Here is a 24,233-nt window from a genome sequence, read left to right as displayed (position 1 = left end):
CCGGCGCCTGCGCAAACTGCCTTCTGCGGCAGCGCCTGCGGAATGTCGGGTACTGTATAAAAAAACAGTATGCTTGGCAAGCCCCACCGGCACCGCGGCCGGCGGGCGGCGATGCCGGCCACGGGTGGAGACAACCATGCGGATTCTGATCGCCGAAGATGACGATGTGCTGGCAGACGGCCTCACGCGTTCCCTGCGCCATTCCGGCTATGCCGTCGACCACGTCGCCAATGGCGTGGAGGCCGATTCGGCCCTGTCGACCCAGAATTTCGACCTGCTGATCCTGGATCTGGGCCTGCCGCGCATGCCCGGACTGGAAGTGCTCAAGCGGCTGCGCGCCCGGGGCGCCATGCTGCCGGTGATGATACTCACCGCTGCCGACGGCGTGGATGAACGCGTCAAGGGCCTGGATCTTGGCGCCGACGACTACATGGCCAAGCCCTTTGCCCTGTCGGAACTCGAGGCGCGCGTGCGCGCGCTCGTCCGGCGCGGCGCGGGCGGCGGCGCCACGCTGATGCGCCACGGTCCGCTGGCATTCGACCAGGTCGGCCGCATCGCCTACCTGAACGAGCAGTTACTGGACCTGTCGGCACGCGAGATCGGCCTGCTGGAGATCCTGCTCACGCGCTGCGGGCGGCTGGTGTCCAAGGAACAGTTGGTGGACCACCTGTGCGAATGGGGCGAGGAAGTCAGCAACAACGCGATCGAGGTCTATGTGCACCGCCTGCGCAAGAAGATCGAGATCGGCGGCATCCGTATTGCCACCGTGCGCGGACTGGGCTACTGCCTCGAGAAATTCCAGCCGGCGGTGGCGACGCATGGATAAGCCGGGGACGGCATGAGCCTGCTGCGATTGCCCTGGCGGCGCCACGCCGCCGGCACTGCCCGTCCGGTCGAACCGCCACGGCCCACGCTGGCCGATGCGGCGGCGGAAGATGCGGCGCTGGCCGACGCGCTTCCCCACCTGGAAGAGTCGGCCGCGCATCCGGCGCCACGCTCGTTGTTCGGCGAGATCCTGGACTGGATGCTCGCGCCGCTGCTGCTGCTCTGGCCGATGAGCATCGCGGTCACCTACCTGGTCGCCAAATCCATTGCCAACGGCCCCTTCGACCGATCGCTGGAAGCCAGCGCCATCGTGCTGTCGCAACAGGTACGCGAGGTCAACGGCCGCGTGACGCTGCAACTGCCGCTGTCCGCGCGCGAGATCCTGCGTGCCGACGAAACCGACAACATCTACTACCAGGTCGTCGGCAAGCACGGCGAATATGTGGCGGGAGATCACGACCTGCCGCTGCCGTCCGAGGAAGATCAGGGCCACGCCGGTCTGGTGTCCCTGCGCGACGAGCGCATCGCCGGCAACGACGTGCGGGTGGCCTACACCTACGTGGACCTGAAGAATGTGGGGGGCACCCAACCTGTACTGGTGCAGGTGGCGGAAACGCTCGACAAGCGCGCGCGGCTGGCCAACGAAATCATCAAGGGCGTGATCCTGCCGCAGTTCGTGATCCTGCCGCTGGCCGTGGTGCTGGTGTGGTTCGGACTCACGCGGGGGCTGGCGCCGCTCACCGCGATCCAGCAGCGCATTCGCGCACGCAACCCCGGCGACACCAGCCCCATCGACGAAAGTGCCGCGCCGCAGGAAATCACGCCGCTGGTGGCCTCGTTCAATGACCTGCTCGCGCAGCTCGACCTGTCCGTGCAGACCCAGAAGCGCTTCATCGCCGATGCAGCGCACCAGATGAAGACGCCGCTGGCCGGCCTGCGCATGCAGGCCGAACTGGCCCAGCGCGAACAATCGCCCGAGGAATTGCGCAGGTCGCTGGCGCAGATCGCCGGCAGTTCGGAGCGCACCGCGCACCTGGTCACGCAGCTGCTGTCACTGGCCCGCATGGAGAATCTGGCCGGCGCGGGTGGCATGGCGTCGCTGGACCTGGCGGCGCTGGCACGCGAGGTGGTCAAGGACTGGCTGCCGCAGGCGTGGGCGCGCAAGATCGACCTGGGGCTGGAGGCGGACGATCACCCGGTGATGGTGACCGGCAACCGCCTGATGCTGACCGAGATGCTGAACAACCTCGTCGACAACGCCATCCGCTACACGCCGACCGGCGGCCATGCCACGGTACGCGTCGTCGCGGATGCCTTCGAGCCGTTCGCCTATCTGGACGTGGAAGACACCGGGCCCGGCATCGCGCCCGCGGAGCGCGAGCGCGTGATGGAACGCTTCTATCGCGTGCTGGGCACCAACACCGAGGGCAGCGGCCTTGGCCTGGCCATCGTCCGGGAAATCGTCCAGCAACATGGGGGCGAAGTCCGCATCGACGACCACGTCTACCAGGCGTCGCCGCGCCTGGCCGGTACGCGCCTGCGCGTGACGCTGCGCCGCACCACCGAGGAATTGCCGGCATGAAGACCACGTCGAACCGCATGACGCCGCAGGAGCGCCGCGCGTGGCACCACAACCTGCGCTGGATTGTCGGCCTGCTGGCGGTCTGGTTCGTGGTGACGTTCGTCATCGCCTGGTTTGCGCGGGAGCTGCGCTTCGATTTCTTCGGCTGGCCGTTTTCGTTCTGGGTGGGCGCGCAGGGCGCACTGATCATCTACGTGCTGATGGCCGCGCTCTACGCCTGGCGCATGAACCGTGCGGACCGGGAAACCGAACCTGACGCGCACCCGGTACCGCCCATCGGGGTTGACCACGGTGGGGACCACGGCACCTCGAGCCCGGCCACCACCGATGCTGCATAGCAAGAAGCGCGCGCATCCGCCTGGCGCGGCGCTGTGTACGCTGGCTGGCGCGGCATCGCAGCATTTTCCGGGCCGGATTTCACCCGGGCCGGCTAGCGTATACCCCGACGGTTTCAGGCCGTTCCGCGGGGAATCTGTCAGAACGCAGTAAGTTTCGCCACCCACAATCGTCTCCAACTTCGGTGCACAGGTCCGCACGCGCACGGCTATAGGTTGCGCATGACGTGGCCAGACATCGGGGGCCCTTTCGACAGACGGAGGAGACAATAATGGGTAACGCGCAAAACGTGGCAATGCCGGGAGGCACTGCCCACAACGCGCCGATGACGCGCGAGGAAAAAAAGGTCATCTTTGCCTCTTCACTCGGCACGGTGTTCGAGTGGTATGACTTTTATCTCTACGGTTCGCTGGCTGCGGTCATCGCCAAGCAGTTCTTTGCGGGCCTGGATCCGACGTCCGCCTTCATCTTCGCCCTGCTGGCGTTCGCCGCCGGCTTCATCGTGCGCCCGTTCGGCGCGCTGGTGTTTGGCCGCCTGGGCGACATGATCGGCCGCAAGTACACCTTCCTGGTGACGATCCTGATCATGGGCCTGTCGACGTTCATCGTCGGCCTGCTGCCCGGCTACGCCACCATTGGCTGGGCCGCGCCGATCATCCTGATCGCGCTGCGCATGCTGCAGGGCCTGGCGCTCGGCGGCGAGTACGGCGGTGCCGCCACGTATGTGGCCGAGCACTCGCCGCACGGCAGGCGCGGTGCCTACACGGCGTGGATCCAGACCACGGCCACGCTGGGCCTGTTCCTGTCGCTGATCGTGATCCTGCTGTGCCGCGAGCTCACGGGCCCGAACTTCGACACCTGGGGCTGGCGCATCCCGTTCCTGGTCTCGATCCTGCTGCTGGCCATGTCGGTCTACATCCGCCTGTCGATGAGCGAATCGCCGGCGTTCCAGCGCATGAAGGCCGAGGGCAAGACCTCCAAGGCCCCGCTGACCGAAGCCTTCGGCCAGTGGCGCAACCTGAAGATCGTGATCCTGGCGCTGCTGGGCCTGACCGCCGGCCAGGCCGTGGTCTGGTACACGGGCCAGTTCTACTCGCTGTTCTTCCTGACGCAGGTGCTGAAGGTGGACGCGAAGACGGCCAACCTGCTGATCGCCGGCGCACTGGTGATCGGCACGCCGTTCTTCATCTTCTTCGGTTCGCTGTCGGACAAGATCGGCCGCAAGTGGATCATCATGCTGGGCTGCGCGCTGGCCGTGCTGACCTACTTCCCGCTGTTCAAGGCGCTGACGCACTACGCCAACCCGGCGCTGGAGCGTGCGCAGCAGACCGCGCAGATCGTCGTCACCGCCGACCCGAAGACCTGCTCGTTCCAGGGCAGCCCGATCGCCCGCGAGATCGACTTCCGCAGCTCGTGCGATATCGTCAAGCGTACCCTGGCGCAGGCCTCGGCCAGCTATGAAGTGGTGGAGGCTCCGGCCGGCACCGTCGCAACGGTGAAGATCGGCGATAAGGAGATCAAGGCGTTCAACGCAACCGTCACCGGCGGCCACAGCTTCGACGACGCGAGCAAGAAGCAGATCGCCGCGTTCAAGAAGGAGGTGGGCGAGTCGATGGCCTCCGCCGGCTACCCGACCAAGGCCGACCCGGCCCAGATGAACACGATCATGGTGCTGGTGGTCCTGGTCATCCTGGTGATCTACGTGACGATGGTCTACGGCCCGATTGCTGCCATGCTGGTGGAACTGTTCCCGACGCGCATCCGCTATTCGTCGATGTCGCTGCCGTATCACATCGGCAACGGCTGGTTTGGCGGCCTGCTGCCGACGATCTCGTTCGCCCTGGTGGCCCAGAACGGCAACATCTACTACGGCCTCTGGTACCCGATCATCATCGCCGCCTTCACCTTCGTGATTGGCGCGCTGTTTGTCCGGGAAACCAAGGACGTTGACATCTACGCCAACGACTAAGGCAACCTCGCTCAGGAAAGACCGATCCGGTAATGTCGGTCGCTCCTTCTCACGGCAGGCCCCAGGGCCTGCCCTTTTTTTGGGCACCGCGAAAGCGTGCACAAGGCTGTCACAAAGGTGTTGACAGGCCCCAAACCGTAGGTATAATTGCGGTCTTCGTTGGCGAATTAGCTCAGTCGGTTAGAGCGACGGAATCATAATCCGCAGGTCCGGGGTTCGAGTCCCTGATTCGCCACCATCTATTTGAAAAGCCGCGATCCCGCAAGGGTTCGCGGCTTTTTGCTTTGGGGCATCGCCAAAGGTGTCTCACAGGGGTGCCTCGCGCGGAGGCACCGCGGCTGACGATTTCCTGCAGCGGACGCGACTTCACCTGTAGATGACCCGGCGTGGACGCCTGGAATGGCTGTTCCACCCACCGGCCGTCGCGTTCGTGACGGGCACGGCGGTCGCGGTGCAGATGCTGTTGCTGCTGACGCTGATAAAGCCCTTCGATGCCGCCGTCCATCTTGTCGGCCAGATTGCCGTGCCAATGCTGATCGCCAATACCGCGGGTGCGGGTTTCTTCATGAGCATCCTGCTGGACCGGCGGATGTCCCTCGAGCGTCAGTCCAGCGTGTTCTCGGCCAAGGCGCTCGAGATCGCGGCGCGCGCCGAAGGCGCCCTGCGCGGCGGGCTGGACGCCGACAGCGCGATCCGCGTGGCCCGCATCGTCTACGAAGAGACCGGCGTCGGCGCGGTGGCCATCACCGATCGCCAGCGGCTGCTGGCCTTCATCGGTGTCGGGGGCGACCATCATCGGTCCGGCATGCAGATCCTCTCGCGGCAGACGCTGGAGGCAATTGAGAAAAACATCGTCATCTATGCCGACGGCAACGAGGTGGCCTACCAGTGCTCGATCAGCCGGACCGACGCCCGGCCTGTACGAGCCTGGCCGGCTGCTGCGCAGATTCCGTGCTGCAGGCAGAACCACATCTACCTGGCCAGGGTGAGCGAGATCGAATACGTGATCTCGCGCGCGAGCGGCGTGTTCGTCATCGACGGTCTGGCGCAGGAGCGATTCACCGAACTGACGCTGAAAACGCTGGAACAACGCACGTCGCTGTTCCGCTGCCACCGCCAGGTGCTCGTGAACCCCGACGCGATCCGCGAGATCGTGTTCCAGTCGAACGGCCTGGCCGAGATCATCTCCCTCGGCGGCCAGAAGATCCCGGTCAGCCGGCGTTTCCTCAGCGCGCTCAAGTACCGACTGGCGATCTCGTAGCGTGACCCGGGCGCCGTTCAGCCGGCGCGCGTACGGCAATAGGCGAACCAGTACGTCGCGCCGACGAGCAGCGCGCCACCGATCAGGATCAGCACAAGCCCGAGCGAGAAGACGCCGCCGCCGAGCAGGCGCGTGACGCCATACGACAGGTGGCCGTCGGCACCCGCCATCGCAACCGTGGCGAACAGGCCACCAAGCGAGATGAAGGCACCGCCGAGGATGGTCATCACGAACAGCGTTGCGTTGCCGTAGCGCGCTTTCCTGACGCCAAGCTCCTCCGCCGCGCGGGCAATGGCAGGCGGCAGAGCCGCCTCGAGACCGTGATCAACGGTCATCGCCAGCATTCCCGCGCGCGCCGGCCGCAGCCTGTACGGCGGTGAGCGCGATCGTGTAGACGATATCGTCGACGAGCGCACCGCGCGACAGGTCGTTCACCGGCTTGCGCAGGCCTTGCAGCATCGGCCCAACGGAAACGACGTTGGCCGACCGCTGCACGGCCTTGTAGGTCGTGTTGCCGGTGTTCAGGTCCGGGAAGATGAACACGTTCGCATTCCCGGCGACCGGGCTCTCCGGCGCCTTCTGCCGCGCCACGCTCGCGACGGACGCGGCGTCATACTGGATCGGGCCGTCGACGATCAGGTCGGGGCGCCGTTCGCGTACGAGCGCGGTGGCTTCGCGCACCTTGTCGACGTCCTGGCCCGCGCCGGACGCACCGGTGGAGTAGGAGATCATCGCGATGCGCGGGTCGATGCCGAAGGCGCGCGCGCTGTCAGCCGACTGGATCGCGATCTCGGCCAGCTCGGCTGCAGTGGGGTCCGGATTGATCGCGCAGTCGCCGTACACGAACACCTGGTCGGGCATCAGCATGAAGAACACGCTGGAAACGATCTTCATTGCGGGTGCGGCCCGGATCAACTGCAGCGCGGGACGCACGGTGCTGGCCGTGGTGTGGACCGCGCCGGAGACGAGGCCGTCGACGTCGCCGTTGGCCAGCATCATCGTGCCGAGCACCACGGTGTCTTCCAGGTGCGCGCGCGCCTGCAGCGCGGTGAGTCCCTTGGACTTGCGCAACGCGACCATTGGCTCGACATAGTCGGCGCGGATACTGTCCGGGTCGAGAATCTCCACGCCCGGCGGCAGTTCGATGCCGTGATTGGCAGCGACGGTGCGGATCGCTTCCGGCGCGCCAAGCAGCACGCACCGCGCGATGCCCTTCTCGGCACAGATGGCGGCGGCGCGGAGCGTGCGCGGCTCGTCGCCCTCGGGCAGCACGATACGGCGATTGGCCGTGCGCGCGGCCTGCACCAGCCGGTGACGGAACATCGGCGGCGGCATCAACGGCTCGACGGGCACGTCGAGGCGAGCCATCAGCGGGCGCGTATCAACGCGCTCGGCGATGAATGCGATGACGCGCTCCATGCGCGCCAGATCGTCGCAGGGCACGTGGACGGACAGATTGGCCAGCCGCGACGCGATGGTGAAGGTGTCGTCGGCGGAAGCGAGGATCGGCAGGCTGTCGAGCGGCGGCGCATCGAGCAGCCCCGCCAGTTCGGGGGCGAGCTGGCCCCCGCAGGTCAGCAGCAGGCCCGCCAGCGGCATGCCGCGCTGCGCGGCGAACGCGGCCGCAAGGATCGCGTCGGAGCGGTCGCCAGGCATCACCGCCAGCGTGCCCGGCCGCAGGTCCGCGATCAGCTTCTCGGGTGAACGCGCGGCCACCAGCACACTCTCGACCCGATTGATCGCGATGTTGCCGGATTGGATCACGTGCAGGCCGAGGCCGGCGGCAACGTCGGCCATTCGCGGCGCGGACAGCTGCGGTGCGGACGGCACGGCCGCCACGATCGGCACACGGCGCTCCTGGCCATTGGGATAGAGGCCGTCGAGCGCGCTGAGCGACGCCGCGCAGGCGTCGTTGCAGCGGTTGACCAGCACGCCGGCGAGCGGACGGCGCCCGTGGTTGCCATACTGCTCGGCCGCTGCGGCGGCGATGGCCGTCAGCGTCGCCGCGTCGCGGTCGTTGCCCGCGAGAACCGGTACCACGTCAGCGCCGAGCGAGCGGATGATCTCGATGTTCAGCCGCGTGGCGATCTGAAAATCGACATCGGGAATCAGGCCTTCGACGATCACGACATGGTTGTTCCCGCGTGCGGACTCAATCATGGCGACGACCTCCTCCATCAGGCCCGCAAGGTGGCCGGAACGCACCATTTCCGCCGCGTGGGCGAACGGGATCGGCTCGGGCGTCGCCGTGCCGCACAGCGTGCGTGCGAAGTGGCTGGCGACGTCGTAGTCGCCGACGATGGCCTCCGGCTGGACGATCGGCTTGACAAAGCCGACCCGTGCCCCGGCCAGTTGCAGCGCGCGCACGAGACCGAGCGCCATGGAAGTCAGGCCGGTATCGCGCGATACCGGGACGAGATAAAACCTGTGGGGATGGGAAGTGGCATTCATGGGTAGTTCAACAATAAGCAATCAGGCGCGGGGCAGGCCCGCAAGTCGTGCCGCATCGCGCGCGATCAGTCCTTCCTCGTCGGTGGGCACGACCCAGGCTGCGGGGCCGACGCCGCCGTCGATGCGCCCCGCGCGGCCGCGTACGGCCTGGGCGTTGGCCACCTCGTCCAGCGTGAAGCCGAAGACCGCCAGCCGGCGCAGCGTCATGGCGCGTACGCGGGCAGAGTTCTCGCCGATGCCGCCGGTGAAGACGAGCGCGTCGAGGCGCGGCAACGATGTGGCCAGCGCGCCAACATGGCGGGCCAGCCGGTGCACGAAGACCTCCAGTGCCAGCGTCGCGCCCGCGTGCCCTTCATCCGCCGCGGCTTCGAGTTGCCGGCAGTCGCTCGATAGCGACGACAGGCCGAGCAGTCCACTCTGCTTGTTCAGCAGCGCCTCCACGCCGGCCAGGTCGACACCCGCCGCACGGCCGATGTGCGCAGCGGCGCCGAAGTCGATGTCGCCGCTGCGGGTGCCCATCACGAGACCCTCGAGCGGGGTCAGGCCCATACTGGTGTCGACACTGCGGCCGTTGTGTACGGCCGTGGCCGAGGCTCCGTTGCCGAGGTGCGCGACGACCAGTCCGTGATCGCCTTGCTCCAGGCCGGCCAGGTGCACGGCCTGCGCCGAGACGTAGCGATGAGATGTGCCGTGAAAGCCGTAGCGGCGCACGCCGTGCTCGCGGTAGAAGTGCTGCGGCACCGCATAGCTGTAGGCCTCCCGCGACATGGTCTGGTGGAAGGCCGTGTCGAACACAGCCACCTGCGGCACGTCGGGCAGCCCCGCAAGGCAGGCGCGGATGCCGACCAGGTTGGCGGGGTTGTGCAGCGGGGCGAGGGCCGACACCGCCTCGATGTCGTCGAGCACCTGTGCCGTGATCCGGACGGACTCGATGAAGCGCTCGCCGCCGTGGACCACACGATGGCCGACCACCGCGACGCGGCCGAGCAGTCCTCCGTCATCGAGGCGCGCGAGCAGCGTGGCGAGCGCGTCGCCATGGCTGCGGCCATCGAGCAGCACGGTGTCGCGCTCGCCGCCCTGTTTGAGGATCAGCCTGGCATCGGGAAGTCCGAGGCATTCGGCGATGCCGCTGACGAGCGGATTCTCGCCATCGGCATGCAGCACGGAAAACTTCAGCGACGACGAGCCACAGTTAATGACGAGGACGAGATCTGGCGGGGGGGACATGCGGTTGGATTTCCTGACGATATAGCTAGAAGACCGGAAGCTCCCGATTGCGCAGGGTTCCGATGGCGGTGGCGACTTGCCCTGGTGTGGGGGTCGGTGTGCGGGCAAGCGGATCGGGGTAGCCGAGCGCCTTCCATTTGTGGGCGCCCAACTGGTGAAAGGGCAGCAGATCCACGCGCTCGACCAGTGGCCCGAGGCCGGCCTGGTAGTCGGCAAGACGCGAGAGATCGTCCGGGTTGTCAGTCAGGCCGGGAACCAGCACGTGGCGGATCCACATCGGCTTGCCGAGGCGGACCATGCGCGCGGCGAAGTCAAGCGTTGGTGCGAGCGCGTGCCCCGTGATGGACTGGTAGCGCGCGGGGTCGATGTGCTTGATGTCGAGCAGCACGAGGTCGACTGCATCGAACCAGTCATCGTGGAGCTTCCGGCTCGGAAACCCCTGGGTGTCGATGGCTGTGTGAATGCCATGCTCGTCGTGGAGCACGCGCAGCAGCGCGCCGACGAATGCGGGCTGTGCGAGCGGCTCGCCGCCCGAGACAGTGACGCCACCGGCTGTCCTGAGGAACCCGAGATAAGGACGGACCTCGTCGAACGCCTCTGCGTCGTTCGCGGCGAGTACCTTGCTCACGAAGAAGATGCCGTAGAAGCGGTAGGCGAGCATCAGGATGCACGCTGACGCAATGACGATATATAGGGCGTGTGTCATGGACATCCCCTGTGAATCTTGGGGATTTATATCGCCGCAGTCTCCCTCCGTGGGGACTGTCTGGCGAGCGGTCGGGAGCGCGGTGTCAGCGGTTGCCGGCGCCGTCGAGCGGTAGCGTGGAGCGGCTTGCTGCGCGTGCGCCGCGAGCTCGTTCTTCAGCGAGCAAGCCCGCGACAACATCTATGGAACAGCATGCGGTATCGGTTGCTGCAGCTGAATAGAATTATTCTGAAATGCAGGCGCACCCGGACGCTCATTGACCCACGTACAGGTGTTGCACGCGTCAGAGACGGGGAAGTTTGGGCGGCACGGGGTGAAGGAAAGATCCTTCGGCTCGGCCGGCTGAAGTGACGGACTCGGAGTCCGCAGGCCTGGGGTTCGAGTCTTTGATTCACGCCTCAAAATGAAAAGCCGCGATCCCGCATGGGTTCGCGGCTTTTTCTTTGGGGCTTTGGGCGGAGGCTCTTCACACGAGGACGGGAGCAAAGGCGCCGCACCGCCTCATGATTCGAGCGTTATCAGAATCGCGTTGTCAGCGTCGTGAGCCACGCGGGCGAGTGTGCGACCAGCCAGGCTTCCAGCGGCTTGTCGATGCCGGTCAGAATTCCCGCCGCAATGACGAGCATCGCCGCACCGAGAATCAGCTTGCCGGTTTTGCCTGCCTGCATGAGCTTGCCCCGCACCCTCAACATCGCAGCTCGCGACACATAGACCAACGCGACGATAGGTATTGCCGCGCCAATCCCGAAAACTCCCATCAGCGATGCAACTTGCGGCAGATCCTGACCCTGGCTGGCCAGAACGATTGCCGCACCAAGCGTGGGACCGACACAGGGACTCCAGACCACCCCGAGCACCAGCCCAATGGCGAACTGGCCCCATAGTCCATCAAGCCGCATGCGGGCGATGAGATTGTTGCCGGCGTCGCCAATGCCCGACGTCGCCGAGGCAAAGCGCTGCTGGAGACTCGTGGACATCAGCACGATGCCGAATAGCCCGAGGATGACCGCGCCTGCCTCGCGAAATATCGACGTATCCACGCCGACCGCGGCACCCGCCCATGCCAGGGCACTGCCGACAATGGCGTAGGAAAGCGCCAGGCCCCCGGCCAATGCCAGTGGCTCCCGGGCATGAGCACTGGCAGCGGATCCCAGCAGTATCGGAATGATTGGCAGGACGCATGGCGAGAGCGTCGAGAGGATTCCGGCCAGCAACCCGAATCCATAGGATGCGATGCCGAACGACATCGCTTAGTTGACTGTCTTCTTGAGCAGGCCCTCGATGCCAGCCTTGGTGGTATCACCGACCGAGCGACCCACTTCCTTTTCGCCCTTGAAGCCGATCAGCGTGCTTTGCGTGCCGACCTTGAAGCGCTTCAACAAAGGTTTTTCCGCGTCGAAGTCGACCACCAGGGCCGTCACATCCTTGTACGCGCCCTCCCCCATCAACTGGCCAATGATGGGCTCCTGCGCCTTGCAGGTCGGGCACCAGCTCGCGTGAACCGCGACCAGCACAGGCTTCCCTTCATGCGTGAGCTTGTCGAATTGGGCCTGACTGTAGGGCTTGATCTCGCCCGCCATCGATAGGGAAGCAAAGGTGGAGAGGACGAACAACAAGGCGACCTTGACGAACTTCATGGCGGATCCTTTTCAGAGAGAGTCCTGGTTAGCTACCAGCAGCCGCCAGCACATCGGGACGATGGTCAGCGCGGCAGTCTCTTGGTCGGGGCCAGGCGCCTTTCCTTACACTCGCTTCTGATCTTTTCAATCCCACCCGGCAATCCATCCGAAATGGCGATTCAGCCTGCCGCGCAGCCTCTCACCAGCGCAGCAGTCGTGGCCCGAGCAAGGCTCCGGCGATGGCCGGCACCATCATGCCGAGCACGTACCAGACACCCCAGAAGGCGACGCCCATTTCCGGACAATGCAGACAGTAGGCAAGCGTTGCGATGGCGCCGGACAGCAAGCCGCCGGCGGCGCCAGTCAACACCAGCCGCGTGGGCGCCAGGCCGCGAAGCGCCCAGAAGACCGCAATGAACACGGGCACCGACAGCACCGCGATATTGAGAGGACAAACCCGCCACGTCTGCCCCAGCACCGCCGCAAGCCGGTCAACCGATGGTGTTTGCGCGAGGGTGTAGAGCGCCGCAAGCCAGACTGTGCCCAGTGGCAGTGCGATGCCCAGCCAACTCATGCCCGGCCCGACGCCCGGACGCGCGAGCCGCGCCGTCATCCACAGGCTGCCCAGCATCAGCGTCAATGGCAGCGCCACCTTGCCCCAGAACAGCGGGGTCGATGCGATCACGGCCAGATCGGCACGGAACCGCAGCATGACGATCATCAACGCCGTCGCGGCCAGCGCACCACTCAGTCCTGCGATCCCAATGCGCCTGCCGATGGCGTGTCGATCCACGGGGGGCTCGCCAGCGGCCAGCAGGGAAATCAGCTCATCCGTTCTCATCGCGATCCTCGCATCTTTGCCGCCAGCGCCTTCAATCCGCGATGCACACCAATCTTCACTGCCGATTCCGACAGCCCGGTAATCCGCGCAGTCTCCGAAACAGAGAGACCTTCCAGCTTTACATGCACGATCGGCAGGCGCTGACGATCGGGCAGTTGTTCGAGTAGCAACGCCAGGTCGCGTCGGGCCTGTGCGGGCTCAAGATCGGACGATGCAAGCAGTTCCCGCTCATCGTCCAGCGGGTCGTTCATGCCGTCGTGCCGCGCGTACGCCCGGAAATGATCCGCGAGTTTATAGCGGGCAATGGCGTGGACCCAGGCTGTCAGCGGCTGGCCCGGCAGATAGGTATGCCGCGCGTTGTGCACCGCCAGCAAGACTTCCTGCGTCAGATCCTCGACATCGCCAGCCTGCCATTGCAGCCGCTTGCGAAAAAAACCGCGTAGCAACGCACCCAACTCGGTCAGGAAGCGCCGGTATGCCGCCTGATCACCAGCCAGGCTGCGCGTCATCAGGTCGTGCAGCTGCGCCTCCCGAGTTTGCAGTGCGTCCTGATCGGGAATTCGGTCCATCGCTCGCGTCGGTTACACCCTGCCCCATTTCATTTGCGCGGATTCTACGCCGACACCCCCGGTGTGTGTAGTTCTGGCAACTCCGCCTCCGCGGCCGGAGGATTGCCACAGGAAGTGCCGTTATTACATTGTCACCGACAAAAAAACCGGCTGGCTGTAACCAGTTCGCCGTCGATGGCGAATTCCCGTTCAGACACGCACAAACGGGGTGTCAGACCAGCGCTCGCCGACCACGGCCAGCCGCGACGTTCGAAGCCCGGAAGTCTCCGGGCAATCTCATAGTCAACAAGGAGTCACAATGAAACAAATCGCAATCGCCGCGCTTGCTGCCGCAGCCCTGGTATGTGGAACCTCGGCGTTCGCGCAGACGAACAGCGGCATGGCAAAGGATTCGATGTCCAAGGACGCCATGGCCAAGGATGCAATGTCCAAGGACGGCATGCACAAGGACAAGATGGGCAAGGACGCGATGTCCAAGGATGGCATGCACAAGGACAAGATGAGCAAGGACGCGATGTCCAAGGACAAGATGGGTAAGGATGCAATGTCCGACGGCATGAAGAAGTAATCGCGTACCAGGATGGTGGCGGCACGGCACATCGGGACTTTCCGGTAGCCGGTAGCCGCCATCCGTGCCGGCTGCATTCCGATCACTGGCACGCCAATGGCAACCCATTTGCGGATCGCAAGGTCCAGTCGATGGCCATTGGCACATTTGCAATATGGGGGTTGAGATGGAAACAACTCAGGGTGCCGCGGCGCCCCGCGCGACCAAGCGTGCAATTCAACCCGCCTGGGTGCGGATCACCCACTGGCTCAATGCACTGGCAGCGATAGTGCTGATGCTGTCGGGCTGGCGCATCTACAACGCGTCCCCGGTCTTTTCCGGCCTCGTCATTCCGCGCGACATCACCTTGGGCGGGTGGCTCGGCGGCGCCTTGCAGTGGCATTTCGCCGCCATGTGGTTGCTGTTTTTCAACGGCCTGTTCTATCTGGCGATGAATATCGTCACCGGTCGCATCGCTTCCAAGTTCTTTCCGCTTGGCCCTCGCGCGGTGATACGCGATCTGGCCGATGCCCTGAGGGGGCGTCTGCGACATGCTGATCTCAGCCGCTACAACGCGGTGCAGAAGTTCGCCTATCTGTTCGTGATACTCGATCTCATCGTGCTGGTGCTGTCAGGTATCGCCATCTGGAAGTCGGTGCAGTTTCCGTTAGTGCGAACGCTGATGGGCGGCTACGATTTCGCGCGCGTTGTCCACTTCTTGGCGATGTCTCTGCTGGCAGCATTCATCGTTGTTCATCTGGTGATGGTCGCGCTGGTTCCACGTAGCCTGCTAACCATGATTCGCGGGCGTTAGTACGCGGCCAACCACACTGGAGACTGATCGTGACCCCGAAATCTCCCAAGCGCATCGCCGTCGATCGCGCATCCCTGATCATCGACGTACGTCGCGAACTCGACCTGCCTTCTCGCCGTCTGTTCGGCAAACGCATCCTCACCCTCGGCGGCCTGGCGATGCTCACCGGTTGCAGCCTGACCGACGATGCGTCCGTCGAAACCTTCCTGGGTCGTGTATCGCAGATGAATGACCGGGTGCAGGCCTGGCTGTTCGATCCGAACCGGCTTGCACCGACCTACACGCAAGCGGAGATCACGCGTCCGTTTCCGTTCAATGCCTTCTATGGCCTCGACGAAGTGCCTGCGGTCAATGGCGACAACTTCAGGCTCGAGGTTGGCGGGCTGGTGCGTGACAAGCAAAGCTGGACACTCGATGCGCTTTACGCGCTGCCGCAGGCGGAGCAGATCACCCGGCATATCTGCGTGGAAGGCTGGAGCGCGATCGGACGTTGGGGCGGAACGCCTTTCGCCGAATTCCTCCGGCGAATCGGCGCGGACACCACCGCAAAATACGTGGGGTTCAAGTGTGCCGACGACTACTACGAAAGCATCGACATGCCGACGGCGCTGCACCCGCAGACCTTGCTGACATTCACCTATGACGGTCAGCGCCTGCCGCCGAAGTATGGCTATCCCATGAAGCTCCGGATGCCGACCAAGCTTGGCTACAAGAATCCCAAGCACATCATGGAGATCTTCGTGACCAACTCGTACCCCGGCGGCTATTGGGTGGATCAGGGATACAACTGGTTTGGCGGTTCGTGACAAACGCGGAGCGACCAACTGCGCGAGCGGCCCGCCAGTGGTTCACGTCGGAGATTCGGTTGGATCGCGTCGTCGTTGGCGTAGATGGCGCGCAAGCGCATCAGGCCACACTGGCGTCTTCCGGCGCTGCCTCACCCTTCACCATTCGTCGAATCGCCTGCGGCGGCTGGCCGAACGCCCGCAGGAACGCTCGCCGCATCCGCTCCCGATCACCAAAGCCCGTGTCCCGCGCCACGATGTCGATCGGATGCCGGCTTGACTCCATCATCAGTCGCGCAGCCTCCACGCGCAGATGCTCAACCGCCTTGGCCGGTGTCTGGCCCGTCTCCTCGCGAAACGCCCGCGCAAACTGGCGCGGGCTAAGGTGCGCCGCGTCCGCCAGTTGATCTACCGAGAGTTCCAGCTGCAAGTTTTGGCGAGCAAAATCCAATGCCGCCTGGATGCGGTCCGAGCGTGGCTCCAGTTCCAGCAGCGCGGAGAACTGCGACTGCCCACCCGCGCGTCGGTGGTACACCACGAGCTTCTTGGCCACGTCGCGCGCCACTGCCGCACCGACGTCCTTTTCCACCAGCGCCAGCGTCAGGTCGATGCAAGCCGTCATTCCCGCTGACGTCCACACCGGGCCGTCGATGATGAAGATGCGATCCTCCTCCATCGTCACGCCGGGATAGCGCCGACGAAACTGCGCCGCGTGATACCAGTGGGTCGTGGCCCGTCGCCCCTCGAGCACGCCGGCTTCCGCCAGATTGAAGGCCCCCGTGCACGTCGCGCCGATCCGCCGCGACGTGCGGGCGGCGCGCCGCACAAAATCCACCAGCGCAGGCGGCGTGGGCATCACGTTGTTGTCCCCCACCACGAGCACCGTATCGAAGCGGCGCTTGCCGAACGCCTCGGTGCTCACGGCAAAGCCGCCCGAACACATGATCGGCCCGCCATGTTCGGACAGCAGATGCACCTGATACAGGGGCGCATCAAGTGTCTGGTTAGCGAATTCCAGCACCGTCGTGACCGCGAGGTTCAGGACCTGGAAGCCCGGATAGAGGGCAAGGGCGACATGCAGCATTTCAATCACTTTCCTGACGCTGCCAGTGGATGGCAGAAAAGGTGGCATCTACGACATAGGCGCCATCGCATTGTGCCCCTAATCTTCGTTTCATGCAGTCGGCAATGTTGATGTGATGCCCGCCGGCGGCAAGGCATTCCCCTCCCCGAATCCAACGTCTCGAAACGGAGTATCGACATGAACACCACCACACACCCGGGCACGGCCCTGATTACCGGTGCTTCCTCCGGCATCGGCGCCATCTATGCCGACCGTCTGGCACGCCGTGGCTACGACCTGATCCTTGTGGCACGCAATCGCCAGCGACTGGAAACGCTAGCCCGCGGCATCACTGACAAGACCGGCCGGTCGGTCGAAATCGTGACGGCCGATCTTGGCCAGCCTGCGGACGTGCAGCGGATTGAAGCGCTGCTGCGCAGCGATGCAAGCATCACGATGCTCGTCAATAACGCCGGTGTCGGTGGTGCTGCGCCGCTGCTGCAATCGGACGTCGACAAGATGCAGGCGATGATCGAACTCAACGTCACCGCACTGACGCGCCTGACCTATGCCGTTGCGCCGGCCTTCGTCGCTCGCGGCCGCGGCACCATCATCAACATTGCCTCCATCGTCGCCGTGGCGCCCACGCTGCTGAACGGTGTGTATGGCGCCTCCAAGGCATTCGTGCTCGCGTTCACGCAAACGCTGCAGCACGAACTTGCCGACAAGGGCGTACGCGTACAGGCCGTATTGCCGGGCGCGACGCGCACCGAGTTCTGGGATATCGCCGGCCACTCGGTGGACAACCTGCCCCAGGCGTGGGTAATGAGCGGCGATGATCTTGTCGACGCCGCGCTGGCTGGCCTCGACCAGGGCGAGGTGATCACGCTGCCGTCGTTGCCGGACGCGGCGGACTGGCACGCCTTCGAGTCCGCACGCGCGGCGCTGGGGCCCAATCTGTCGCATGACCGCCCCGCAGCGCGATTTGGCGTGCCGCGCTGATCTTCGCCACCCGATGCGCCGGCGGCCTCAGCTCAGCAGCTGATGCCGCCGCGCAAACTCGCCGAGTTCGATCAGGGAGCCAAAGCCAAGCTTGGCCATGATGCTGGTCTTGTGCGAACTGACCGTCTTGTTGCTGATGCACAGCACATCGGAGATGGTCTTGTTCGAGTAGCCGGATGCCAGGAAACGCAGGACCGTCAGTTCACGTTTGCTCAACAGGCTCAACAGGTCGCCTTGCGTAGCCGTCTGGCGGATCGACTGGAGCAGCTTCACCGGGAATACCGCATAGCCGGCCATGACCGCACGTATCGCGTGCATCAGTTCCTGGAGCCCCTCCTGCTTGGCCACGTAGCCATGGGCACCGCCGTGCATGGCGCGCTCGCCCGCGCCGGGCATCGCCGACAGCACCAGCACGCGTGCGGCGGGATAGCGTGATGCCGCCTCTTCGAGCACGGCATCGCCGGCAACACCCGGCAGATCCAGATCCACGATGATCAGGTCCGTCGCACCTCGTCGCAAAACCTGCAGCGCATCGGGGCCGTTGGAGGCTTCCCGGATCTCTTCGAAGCCCAGGTCACACATCAGCTGATTGCCGACGGCGAGCCGGATGGCGGGGTGGTCGTCGACGACGAGGGCTGTGGGCATGGCAAGACTCCGACGCAATGATGATGAGCCGAGAATAGGCCGTCCGATACTTCCCGGGATGCGGAAATGGCTGGGAAAGTCATGCGAATCTTCCGGCGGTTTCAGCGGAAAATTCAGCTGTTGCGAATATGTGTCCGGCAGGACGCGTTCAATGGATGACGGCCGCACCATGCCCAATCACATTTGTCGCAACATGACAATCGTGCAATCACGAAATACTTTGGGTCGATTTGATTTAAGTTTCGGTATGGGCACCGGAGACCTGCCATGATCGCCGGTATCCCTCTCGCAGTTTCCAACCGGAGATCGAAGCCATGCCCCATATCGTCCTTCCCACCGACGGTTCTAGCTTCAGCGATGCCGCCGCCCGTTTCCTGACCGAAGGCAAGCTGCTGCAACCCGGCTTTACTGTCCATGTGCTGCACGTAACGCCCGAACTGACCGGCCAGGTCCGTGCCTTCGTCAGCAAGGAAACCATCGACGCGTGGCACAACGAGGCCAGCGAAAAAGCCATGGCATCGGTCTGCGACATCCTGGCAACGGCCAATGTGCCGTTTGAGCGCCACGCGCAGCACGGTTTTGCGCCGGAGAAGATCGTGAGCTATGCGAAGTCGGTGAATGCCGGCGCCATCGTGATGGGCACGCACGGCCGCGGGGCGTTTTTCGACGCGGTGATCGGATCGGTGGCCGGCCGCGTGCTGGCGCAGGCGGAATGCCCGGTGATCATGGTCAAGGCGGAGAAGGCCGCCTGATGCGCAGGCGGATCACCAGGCGCTGATTTGGATTGAATGACGACCGGCGCGGCGCGCCGGCCCTCAGCCCCAGAGCGGCGGCTCGTCCATGAGCGCGATCTGCTCGCGCAACTCCAGGATGCGGTCCTGCCAGTAGCGTGCGCCCCCGAACCACGGGAAGGCGGCCGGGAAGGCGGGATCGCCCCAGCGGCTGGCCAGCCACGCGCTGTAGTGCAGCAGGCGCAGCGTACGCAGCGCCTCCACCAGCCAGAGTTCGCGCGTCTCGAACTCTGCAAAATCCTCATAGCCCGCGACGATGTCGGCCAGTTGGTCCTGCATCGCCGCGCGGTCTCCCTCCAGCAACATCCAGAGATCCTGCACCGCCGGACCCATGCGGCTGTCGTCGAAGTCCACGAAATGTGGACCCGGCGCGCCGCGGCCTCGCGCATCATCCTCGTCGATCCACAGTACGTTGCCGCGATGGCAATCGCCATGCAGGCGCAACAGACGGATATCGCCGGCCCGGTCGTAGCAGCGACGCACGCCGTCGAGGGCGAGATCGACCGCCGCGCGCCACGGCGCCAGCAGGTCGGCGGGGATGCAGTCGTTTGCCAGCAGCCAATCGCGCGCGGCAACGCCGAAAGTTTCCACGTCGAGCGTCGGACGAGCCTGGTACGGCACCACAGCCCCCACGGCATGGATCCGGCCGATGAATCGGCCAAGCCAGGTCAGGGTGTCGGGCTTGTCGAGCGCCGGTTCGCGGCCGCCACAGCGCGGAAAAACGGCAAAACGGAAACCTTCGTGCGCAAGGAGTGTGCTGGCGGATTGCGCGCCGATCAACGCAGTCATTGCCGGCACGGCGGGAATCTCCGTGTCGGCCAGCTGTTGCACGAACGCGTGCTCTTCAAGGATGGCCGCGTCGGTCCATCGGCCAGGCCGATAGAACTTGGCGATGACCGGGGATGCGTCCTCGATGCCCACCTGCCAGACGCGGTTCTCGTAGCTATTGAGCGCCAGCAGGCGCCCGTCCGGACGATATCCCGCGGCCTCCAGCGCATCGAGGATGCGCTCCGGCGTCAGGCCGGCGTAGGGCACGTCATCCGACGATGCCGTGCCGGGGAGGTCCTGGGACGGGGCCATGGCCGCGTGGATCCGGTTCGATCAGGGCTTGCGGCTGCCGCCAAGCAGCGCCGCCTGCGGAGCCGGGCGACGATTGCGCGCGGGCGACGCGCCTGCCGCATCCTGTGCCGGCCGCGCTTGCGCAGCCCGCCCGTTGTTGCCATTGCCATTGCCTGCGGCATTGCCGCCGGTTTTGCCGGCACCGTTGCCGCCCCGGCTCCGGTTACCGTTGCCGCTGGCATTTCCGCCGGCCCCGTTCGCACCATTCGCACCGTTGCCGCGTACTTCGCCGCGCGCAGGCTGGGCCGGACGATTACGCGGAGCTTCCTGGCGCTGGCCGTCCGGACGCGGACCGGCCGGGCGCGCCGTTTGCGGTGCGCGTTCCTGGCGGCGCTCGCCGCCATTGCCGCCGTTGCCACGTGCCTGGCCCTGGGCCGGCGCGCGACCGCCACGGCCGCCGCCGCCTTGCCCGCCACCCTGGCCGCCGCGCTGCTGGCGTCCCTTCTGGATCGGTTCGGCAACGATGCTCGGGTCCACTTCAAACCCGGGAAGAATCGTTTGTTCGATCTGGCGCTTGATCAGGCGCTCGATGTCGCGCAACAACGCATGTTCGTCGACGCACACCAGCGAAATCGCCTCGCCCTCGGCCCCGGCACGACCCGTCCGGCCGATGCGGTGCACATAGTCTTCCGGCACGTTGGGCAGGTCGAAATTGACCACATGGGGCAGTTGGTCGATGTCGATGCCGCGTGCGGCGATATCGGTCGCCACCAGCAGGCGCAGCGTGCCAGCCTTGAACTCGGTCAGCGCGCGCGTGCGGGCCGACTGGCTCTTGTTGCCGTGAATCGCCAGCGCGGACAGGCCGTCCTTGGCCAATTGCTCGGCCAGGCGGTTGGCGCCGTGCTTGGTGCGCGTGAACACCAGCACCTGGTGCCAGTCGTGCTGGCGCACCAGGTGAGCCAGCAGTTCGCGCTTGCGTTCGCGGTCCACCGGGTACACGCGCTGCGCCACGGTCTCGGCCGTGGTGTTGCGCCGTGCCACCTCGATCGATGCCGGGTTGTTCAGCAGGCGGTCCGCCAGCGCACGGATATCGTCCGAGAACGTCGCCGAGAACAGCAGGTTCTGGCGCTTGGCCGGCAGGATGTTCAGGATCTTGCGGATATCGTGGATGAAGCCCATGTCGAGCATGCGGTCGGCTTCATCCAGTACCAGCAGTTCCACCTGCGACAGGTCGATCGTGCGCTGCGAGACGTGATCCAGCAGGCGGCCCGGCGTGGCCACGACGATGTCGACGCCGCGCTTCAACGCTTCGATCTGCGGGTTGATGCCAACCCCGCCGAACATCACCATCGAGCGGAGCTTCAGGTACTTGCCGTAGTTGCGGACGCTTTCCTCGACCTGGGCCGCGAGTTCGCGGGTCGGCGTCAGCACGAGGGCGCGCACCGGCTGGCGTGGGCCACGCGGCGCGCTGTTGCGGGCAGCGGATTCCGCCAGCAGTTGCAGCATTGGCAATGTAAAGCCGGCTGTCTTGCCGGTGCCGGTCTGGGCGCCGGCGAGAAGATCGCCACCTTTGAGAATTGCAGGAATTGCCTGCGCTTGAATCGGGGTCGGCGTGGAGTAGCCCTGTTCGGCCACGGCGCGCACCAGCTTGTCGGACAAGCCGAGTTCGGAAAAAGACATGAAATGACGCTTCGGCCGCCCGTCGCGCAAGATGTGCGCCAATCGTGGGGCAGGCTCGGGTAGAGGACCGGACCCCGAGGGGATCGGAGCCGGCGGGACGGGTCGATTGCCCCCATCGCCGATGGAAAGGCCCGTAGTGTACCAGTCCGGCGACGACCCCATACCCATGCGGTCGCGGGGTGGCGCTGCGCTATCATGGCGTCCAGTCCGCCCCGGCACCCCCAGCCTTGTCCCACCATGCGTTTGCGCTTTCTCGAAGATCAGGAAGTCACGCTCTTTGCGGCCATTCCGGTCGGGATCCTGGCCGGCATCGTCACCACGCTGTTCAAGGAGGCGCTGGAAGCCAGCGGCCTGGTCATGTTCGGCAGCCATACGGACGTCGTCATGGTCTTTGCCGGCCTCGCGCTGTTCTGGCGCGTCGTGATCCCGGCACTCGGCGGCGCGCTGGCCGGGGCACTGCTGATGCTGGCCAGCCGGCTGGCGGCGGCGCAGCCCGGGCCCACCGACTATATGGAAGCGGTGTCACGCGGCACCGGCCGGCTGCCGCTGGCGATCACGCTGCTGCGGTCGCTATCGTCGTTCTGCTCGATCGTCTCCGGCAGTTCCGTCGGCAAGGAAGGCGCGATGATCCAGCTAGCGGCGCTGTGCGGGTCGCTGTTTCCATCTTCTCGCGCCGACAACGCGGCGGGCGACTCCAACATGCGCCGGATGCTGACCGCCTGCGGCGCGGCGGCCGGGCTGGCCACGGTCTATCACACGCCGCTGTCCGCCGCGGTATTCGTGGCCGAAGTGGTGTTCGGGGCCCTGGCCGTTCAGCGCCTGATGCCGCTCTTCCTGGCCTCCGTGGCTGGCGCGATGGTCAGCCAGTGGCATGGCGGACTGCAGCCGCTCTACCCCGGCCTGCATATCGCGCCCGACCTCCGCCCCCAAATCCTGCTGGCCGCCGCGGCGCTAGGCGTGCTGGCGGGCGCGGCCGGGGCCCTGTTCATGCGCGCCGCCACGCTGGCCCGCAACGCCTTTACCCATGTGCCGGGCGGCCCCATCGCGAGGCTGGCGATCGGCGGCGCGCTGGTCGGCGCACTGGCCATGGCGGTGCCCGAAGTCGTCGGCAACGGTTTTTTCACGATCCAGACCATCCTGCATGGAGATCCGCTCTCGGTGCCCGTGTGGGGCGTGCTGGTGGCCAAGCTCGTGGCAACCGTGGCGAGCATGGGCTCGGGCGCGGTGGGTGGCGTGTTCACGCCGTCGCTGTTCGTGGGCGCGGCGCTGGGCCAAATGCTGGCCATCATGATTCCGGGCGGGACGGTGTCGCCGGTCCTGCCACTGGTCGGCATGAGCGCATTCCTGGCCGCCACCAGCCAGGCGCCGCTGATGTCGGTGCTGATGGTCTTTGAGATGACCCTGGCACCGGCGCTGCTGCTGCCGTCGATGATCGGCGCGGTGGCGGCGTACTACACGGCGTCGCGCTGCCAGACGATGTCCCTCTACAGCGTGGTGGTGGAGCGCGCGCAGGCCTCCGCGGCCGTGGAACGCGCGCGGGCGCTGCGCCTGGCCGGCCTGTGCGACCCCACCGACACAGTGATCGACCCCGATGCCACCGTGGCCGCCACCGCCGACAAATTCGCCGAAACCGGCACCCGCTATCTTTATCTCGTCACCCCGGCCGGCACGTTGCTGGGCGCCATCTCGATCCACGCGATCCAGCGTGCCCAGCGGGAGCGGCCCGATGCCAGCCTGCTGGCGCTGGCCGAGCGCGACTTCCCCTCCCTGACGCCGGATTCGCGGTTGCGAGACGCCCTCGCGCTATTCTCGGAGCACGGCATCAACCGCATCCCGCTGATTCGCGACACCGTCAGCCGCGAACTGCTGGGCACCGTATCCAAACAACGGGTGCTGCAGGAAGCGTCCTGCCTGTTCTGATCTCGCCACAAACACCGGCGCCGGGCGCCGCATCCCCCGCCAAAGGGGTAAAATGCCGGGTTGCCCTGCCTGCTCGATGCCGGCTGTCATGATGGCGTCCGGCGCCGGCTGTACCCACCATCCATTTCTTGCCGGAGTCTTCATGTCCCTGCGCATCCTGCTTTCGCGCCAGTCGCTGGCCGTGGCCGCCTTCGCCGCCGTCCTGCTGCCCATGGCACCCGTCATGGCACAGGAGACGCTGCCGGTCGCCGGCACGCCGATCCGTGTGATTCCCGCCGATGCCCCGATGGCGCGTCTGCAACTGGCCACGCCGACGGCGTCGGAACCGCTGACCGCAAAGCTCGACGGCAAGACCGTCGGCGTGGCCCCGGGCCTGCGGATCTTCAGCACGGAAACGCAGTTGCTGAGCCCGGTCGCGGTGGCCGGCCAGAAGCTCCAGGTGCGCTACAAGCTGGACCTCTATGGCCAGTTGCTGAGCGCCTGGGTGCTGACCGATGCCGAAGTCAAGGCGTGGAAGGCATCGCACTGAACCGACTGGGCG

Annotated in this window: 24 protein-coding genes and 1 tRNA gene; 13 read left to right on the top strand and 12 right to left on the bottom strand. The window is 65.6% G+C overall.

Annotation, left to right across the window (positions count from 1 at the left end; genetic code table 11):
* Positions 1-136 precede the first annotated feature (136 nt).
* From BLR29_RS08095 to BLR29_RS08070, 6 genes are all read left to right on the top strand, one after another.
* Entirely contained in the window at positions 137-826 is a 690-nt protein-coding gene (locus tag BLR29_RS08095; RefSeq protein WP_092136046.1) for a response regulator, read from the top strand.
* A gap of 12 nt (positions 827-838) precedes the next feature.
* A complete protein-coding gene (locus BLR29_RS08090) occupies positions 839-2,407 on the top strand; it encodes a sensor histidine kinase (RefSeq protein ID WP_092136044.1) in 1,569 nt (522 codons plus the stop codon).
* A complete protein-coding gene (locus tag BLR29_RS08085; RefSeq protein ID WP_255371135.1) occupies positions 2,404-2,745 on the top strand; it encodes a DUF4212 domain-containing protein in 342 nt (113 codons plus the stop codon). The genes BLR29_RS08090 and BLR29_RS08085 overlap by 4 nt, the downstream gene beginning before the upstream one ends.
* A 269-nt stretch (positions 2,746-3,014) precedes the next feature.
* Entirely contained in the window at positions 3,015-4,712 is a 1,698-nt protein-coding gene (locus BLR29_RS08080; RefSeq protein WP_092136042.1) for an MFS transporter, read from the top strand.
* Positions 4,713-4,873: 161 nt separating this feature from the next.
* Positions 4,874-4,950: transfer RNA gene (locus BLR29_RS08075), tRNA-Met, on the top strand.
* A 138-nt stretch (positions 4,951-5,088) separates the two neighbouring features.
* Positions 5,089-5,973, top strand: coding sequence for a LytTR family transcriptional regulator DNA-binding domain-containing protein (locus BLR29_RS08070; protein ID WP_092136040.1), 885 nt, complete (start codon positions 5,089-5,091; stop codon positions 5,971-5,973).
* 17 nt (positions 5,974-5,990) lie between these two features.
* On the opposite strand, the gene BLR29_RS08065 is transcribed toward BLR29_RS08070, so the two are convergent.
* The 8 genes from BLR29_RS08065 to BLR29_RS08030 form a co-directional block, all read right to left on the bottom strand.
* Entirely contained in the window at positions 5,991-6,308 is a 318-nt protein-coding gene (locus BLR29_RS08065) for a formate/nitrite transporter family protein (RefSeq protein ID WP_255371134.1), read from the bottom strand.
* Complete coding sequence (gene pta, locus BLR29_RS08060; protein ID WP_092136036.1) at positions 6,298-8,424, bottom strand: phosphate acetyltransferase; 2,127 nt, start codon at positions 8,422-8,424, stop codon at positions 6,298-6,300. The genes BLR29_RS08065 and pta overlap by 11 nt, the downstream gene beginning before the upstream one ends.
* Positions 8,425-8,445: 21 nt before the next feature.
* Positions 8,446-9,651, bottom strand: coding sequence for an acetate/propionate family kinase (locus BLR29_RS08055; RefSeq protein ID WP_092136035.1), 1,206 nt, complete (start codon positions 9,649-9,651; stop codon positions 8,446-8,448).
* A 25-nt stretch (positions 9,652-9,676) separates the two neighbouring features.
* Entirely contained in the window at positions 9,677-10,357 is a 681-nt protein-coding gene (locus tag BLR29_RS08050) for a radical SAM protein (protein WP_304441182.1), read from the bottom strand.
* 518 nt (positions 10,358-10,875) lie between these two features.
* A complete protein-coding gene (locus BLR29_RS08045) occupies positions 10,876-11,604 on the bottom strand; it encodes a cytochrome c biogenesis CcdA family protein (RefSeq protein WP_092136032.1) in 729 nt (242 codons plus the stop codon).
* Positions 11,605-11,607: 3 nt separating this feature from the next.
* A complete protein-coding gene (locus BLR29_RS08040; RefSeq protein ID WP_092136030.1) occupies positions 11,608-11,994 on the bottom strand; it encodes a thioredoxin family protein in 387 nt (128 codons plus the stop codon).
* A gap of 181 nt (positions 11,995-12,175) precedes the next feature.
* A complete protein-coding gene (locus BLR29_RS08035) occupies positions 12,176-12,817 on the bottom strand; it encodes a DUF1109 domain-containing protein (protein WP_092136028.1) in 642 nt (213 codons plus the stop codon).
* On the bottom strand, positions 12,814-13,386 hold the full coding sequence (locus BLR29_RS08030; protein ID WP_092136026.1) for a sigma-70 family RNA polymerase sigma factor: 573 nt from the start codon (positions 13,384-13,386) through the stop codon (positions 12,814-12,816). The genes BLR29_RS08035 and BLR29_RS08030 overlap by 4 nt, the downstream gene beginning before the upstream one ends.
* A gap of 298 nt (positions 13,387-13,684) precedes the next feature.
* Between BLR29_RS08030 and BLR29_RS08025 the strand changes: the two genes are divergently transcribed.
* The 3 genes from BLR29_RS08025 (at position 13,685) to BLR29_RS08015 (ending at position 15,553) form a co-directional block, all read left to right on the top strand.
* Positions 13,685-13,954: a pentapeptide MXKDX repeat protein gene (locus BLR29_RS08025; protein WP_092136024.1), complete on the top strand. Its 270-nt coding sequence runs from the start codon at positions 13,685-13,687 to the stop codon at positions 13,952-13,954.
* A 166-nt stretch (positions 13,955-14,120) separates the two neighbouring features.
* Positions 14,121-14,747, top strand: coding sequence for a cytochrome b/b6 domain-containing protein (locus BLR29_RS08020; RefSeq protein WP_092136022.1), 627 nt, complete (start codon positions 14,121-14,123; stop codon positions 14,745-14,747).
* A gap of 29 nt (positions 14,748-14,776) precedes the next feature.
* A complete protein-coding gene (locus BLR29_RS08015; protein ID WP_255371133.1) occupies positions 14,777-15,553 on the top strand; it encodes a molybdopterin-dependent oxidoreductase in 777 nt (258 codons plus the stop codon).
* Between the two features lie 100 nt (positions 15,554-15,653).
* Here BLR29_RS08015 and BLR29_RS08010 read toward each other — a convergent pair whose 3' ends face one another.
* Positions 15,654-16,616, bottom strand: a complete 963-nt coding sequence (locus BLR29_RS08010; RefSeq protein WP_092136018.1) for a GlxA family transcriptional regulator — start codon at positions 16,614-16,616, stop codon at positions 15,654-15,656.
* Between the two features lie 177 nt (positions 16,617-16,793).
* Between BLR29_RS08010 and BLR29_RS08005 the strand changes: the two genes are divergently transcribed.
* Complete coding sequence (locus tag BLR29_RS08005; RefSeq protein WP_092136016.1) at positions 16,794-17,597, top strand: SDR family NAD(P)-dependent oxidoreductase; 804 nt, start codon at positions 16,794-16,796, stop codon at positions 17,595-17,597.
* 27 nt (positions 17,598-17,624) lie between these two features.
* Here BLR29_RS08005 and BLR29_RS08000 read toward each other — a convergent pair whose 3' ends face one another.
* Positions 17,625-18,242, bottom strand: a complete 618-nt coding sequence (locus BLR29_RS08000) for a response regulator transcription factor (RefSeq protein WP_092136014.1) — start codon at positions 18,240-18,242, stop codon at positions 17,625-17,627.
* 314 nt (positions 18,243-18,556) lie between these two features.
* On the opposite strand from BLR29_RS08000, the gene BLR29_RS07995 reads away from it, so the two are divergent.
* A complete protein-coding gene (locus BLR29_RS07995) occupies positions 18,557-18,994 on the top strand; it encodes a universal stress protein (protein WP_092136012.1) in 438 nt (145 codons plus the stop codon).
* Between the two features lie 63 nt (positions 18,995-19,057).
* Here the strand turns inward: BLR29_RS07995 and BLR29_RS07990 are convergent, their stop codons facing one another.
* The gene (locus BLR29_RS07990; RefSeq protein ID WP_092136010.1) at positions 19,058-20,113 is read right to left on the bottom strand and encodes a serine/threonine protein kinase; all 1,056 of its coding nucleotides are present in this window, start codon (positions 20,111-20,113) and stop codon (positions 19,058-19,060) included.
* Between the two features lie 21 nt (positions 20,114-20,134).
* Positions 20,135-21,772: a DEAD/DEAH box helicase gene (locus BLR29_RS07985; RefSeq protein WP_092136677.1), complete on the bottom strand. Its 1,638-nt coding sequence runs from the start codon at positions 21,770-21,772 to the stop codon at positions 20,135-20,137.
* Between the two features lie 237 nt (positions 21,773-22,009).
* Between BLR29_RS07985 and BLR29_RS07980 the strand changes: the two genes are divergently transcribed.
* Positions 22,010-23,692 (top strand): ClcB-like voltage-gated chloride channel protein, encoded by a 1,683-nt coding sequence (locus BLR29_RS07980; protein WP_092136008.1) that lies wholly within the window; start codon positions 22,010-22,012, stop codon positions 23,690-23,692.
* Positions 23,693-23,834: 142 nt separating this feature from the next.
* A complete protein-coding gene (locus BLR29_RS07975) occupies positions 23,835-24,221 on the top strand; it encodes a hypothetical protein (RefSeq protein ID WP_092136007.1) in 387 nt (128 codons plus the stop codon).
* Positions 24,222-24,233: the final 12 nt, after the last annotated feature.

The organism is Cupriavidus sp. YR651, assembly GCF_900101625.1.
GTDB lineage: Bacteria > Pseudomonadota > Gammaproteobacteria > Burkholderiales > Burkholderiaceae > Cupriavidus.
The sequence above is the reverse complement of the archived record's forward strand: the minus strand, read 5'-3'. Positions and strand labels throughout refer to the sequence as shown.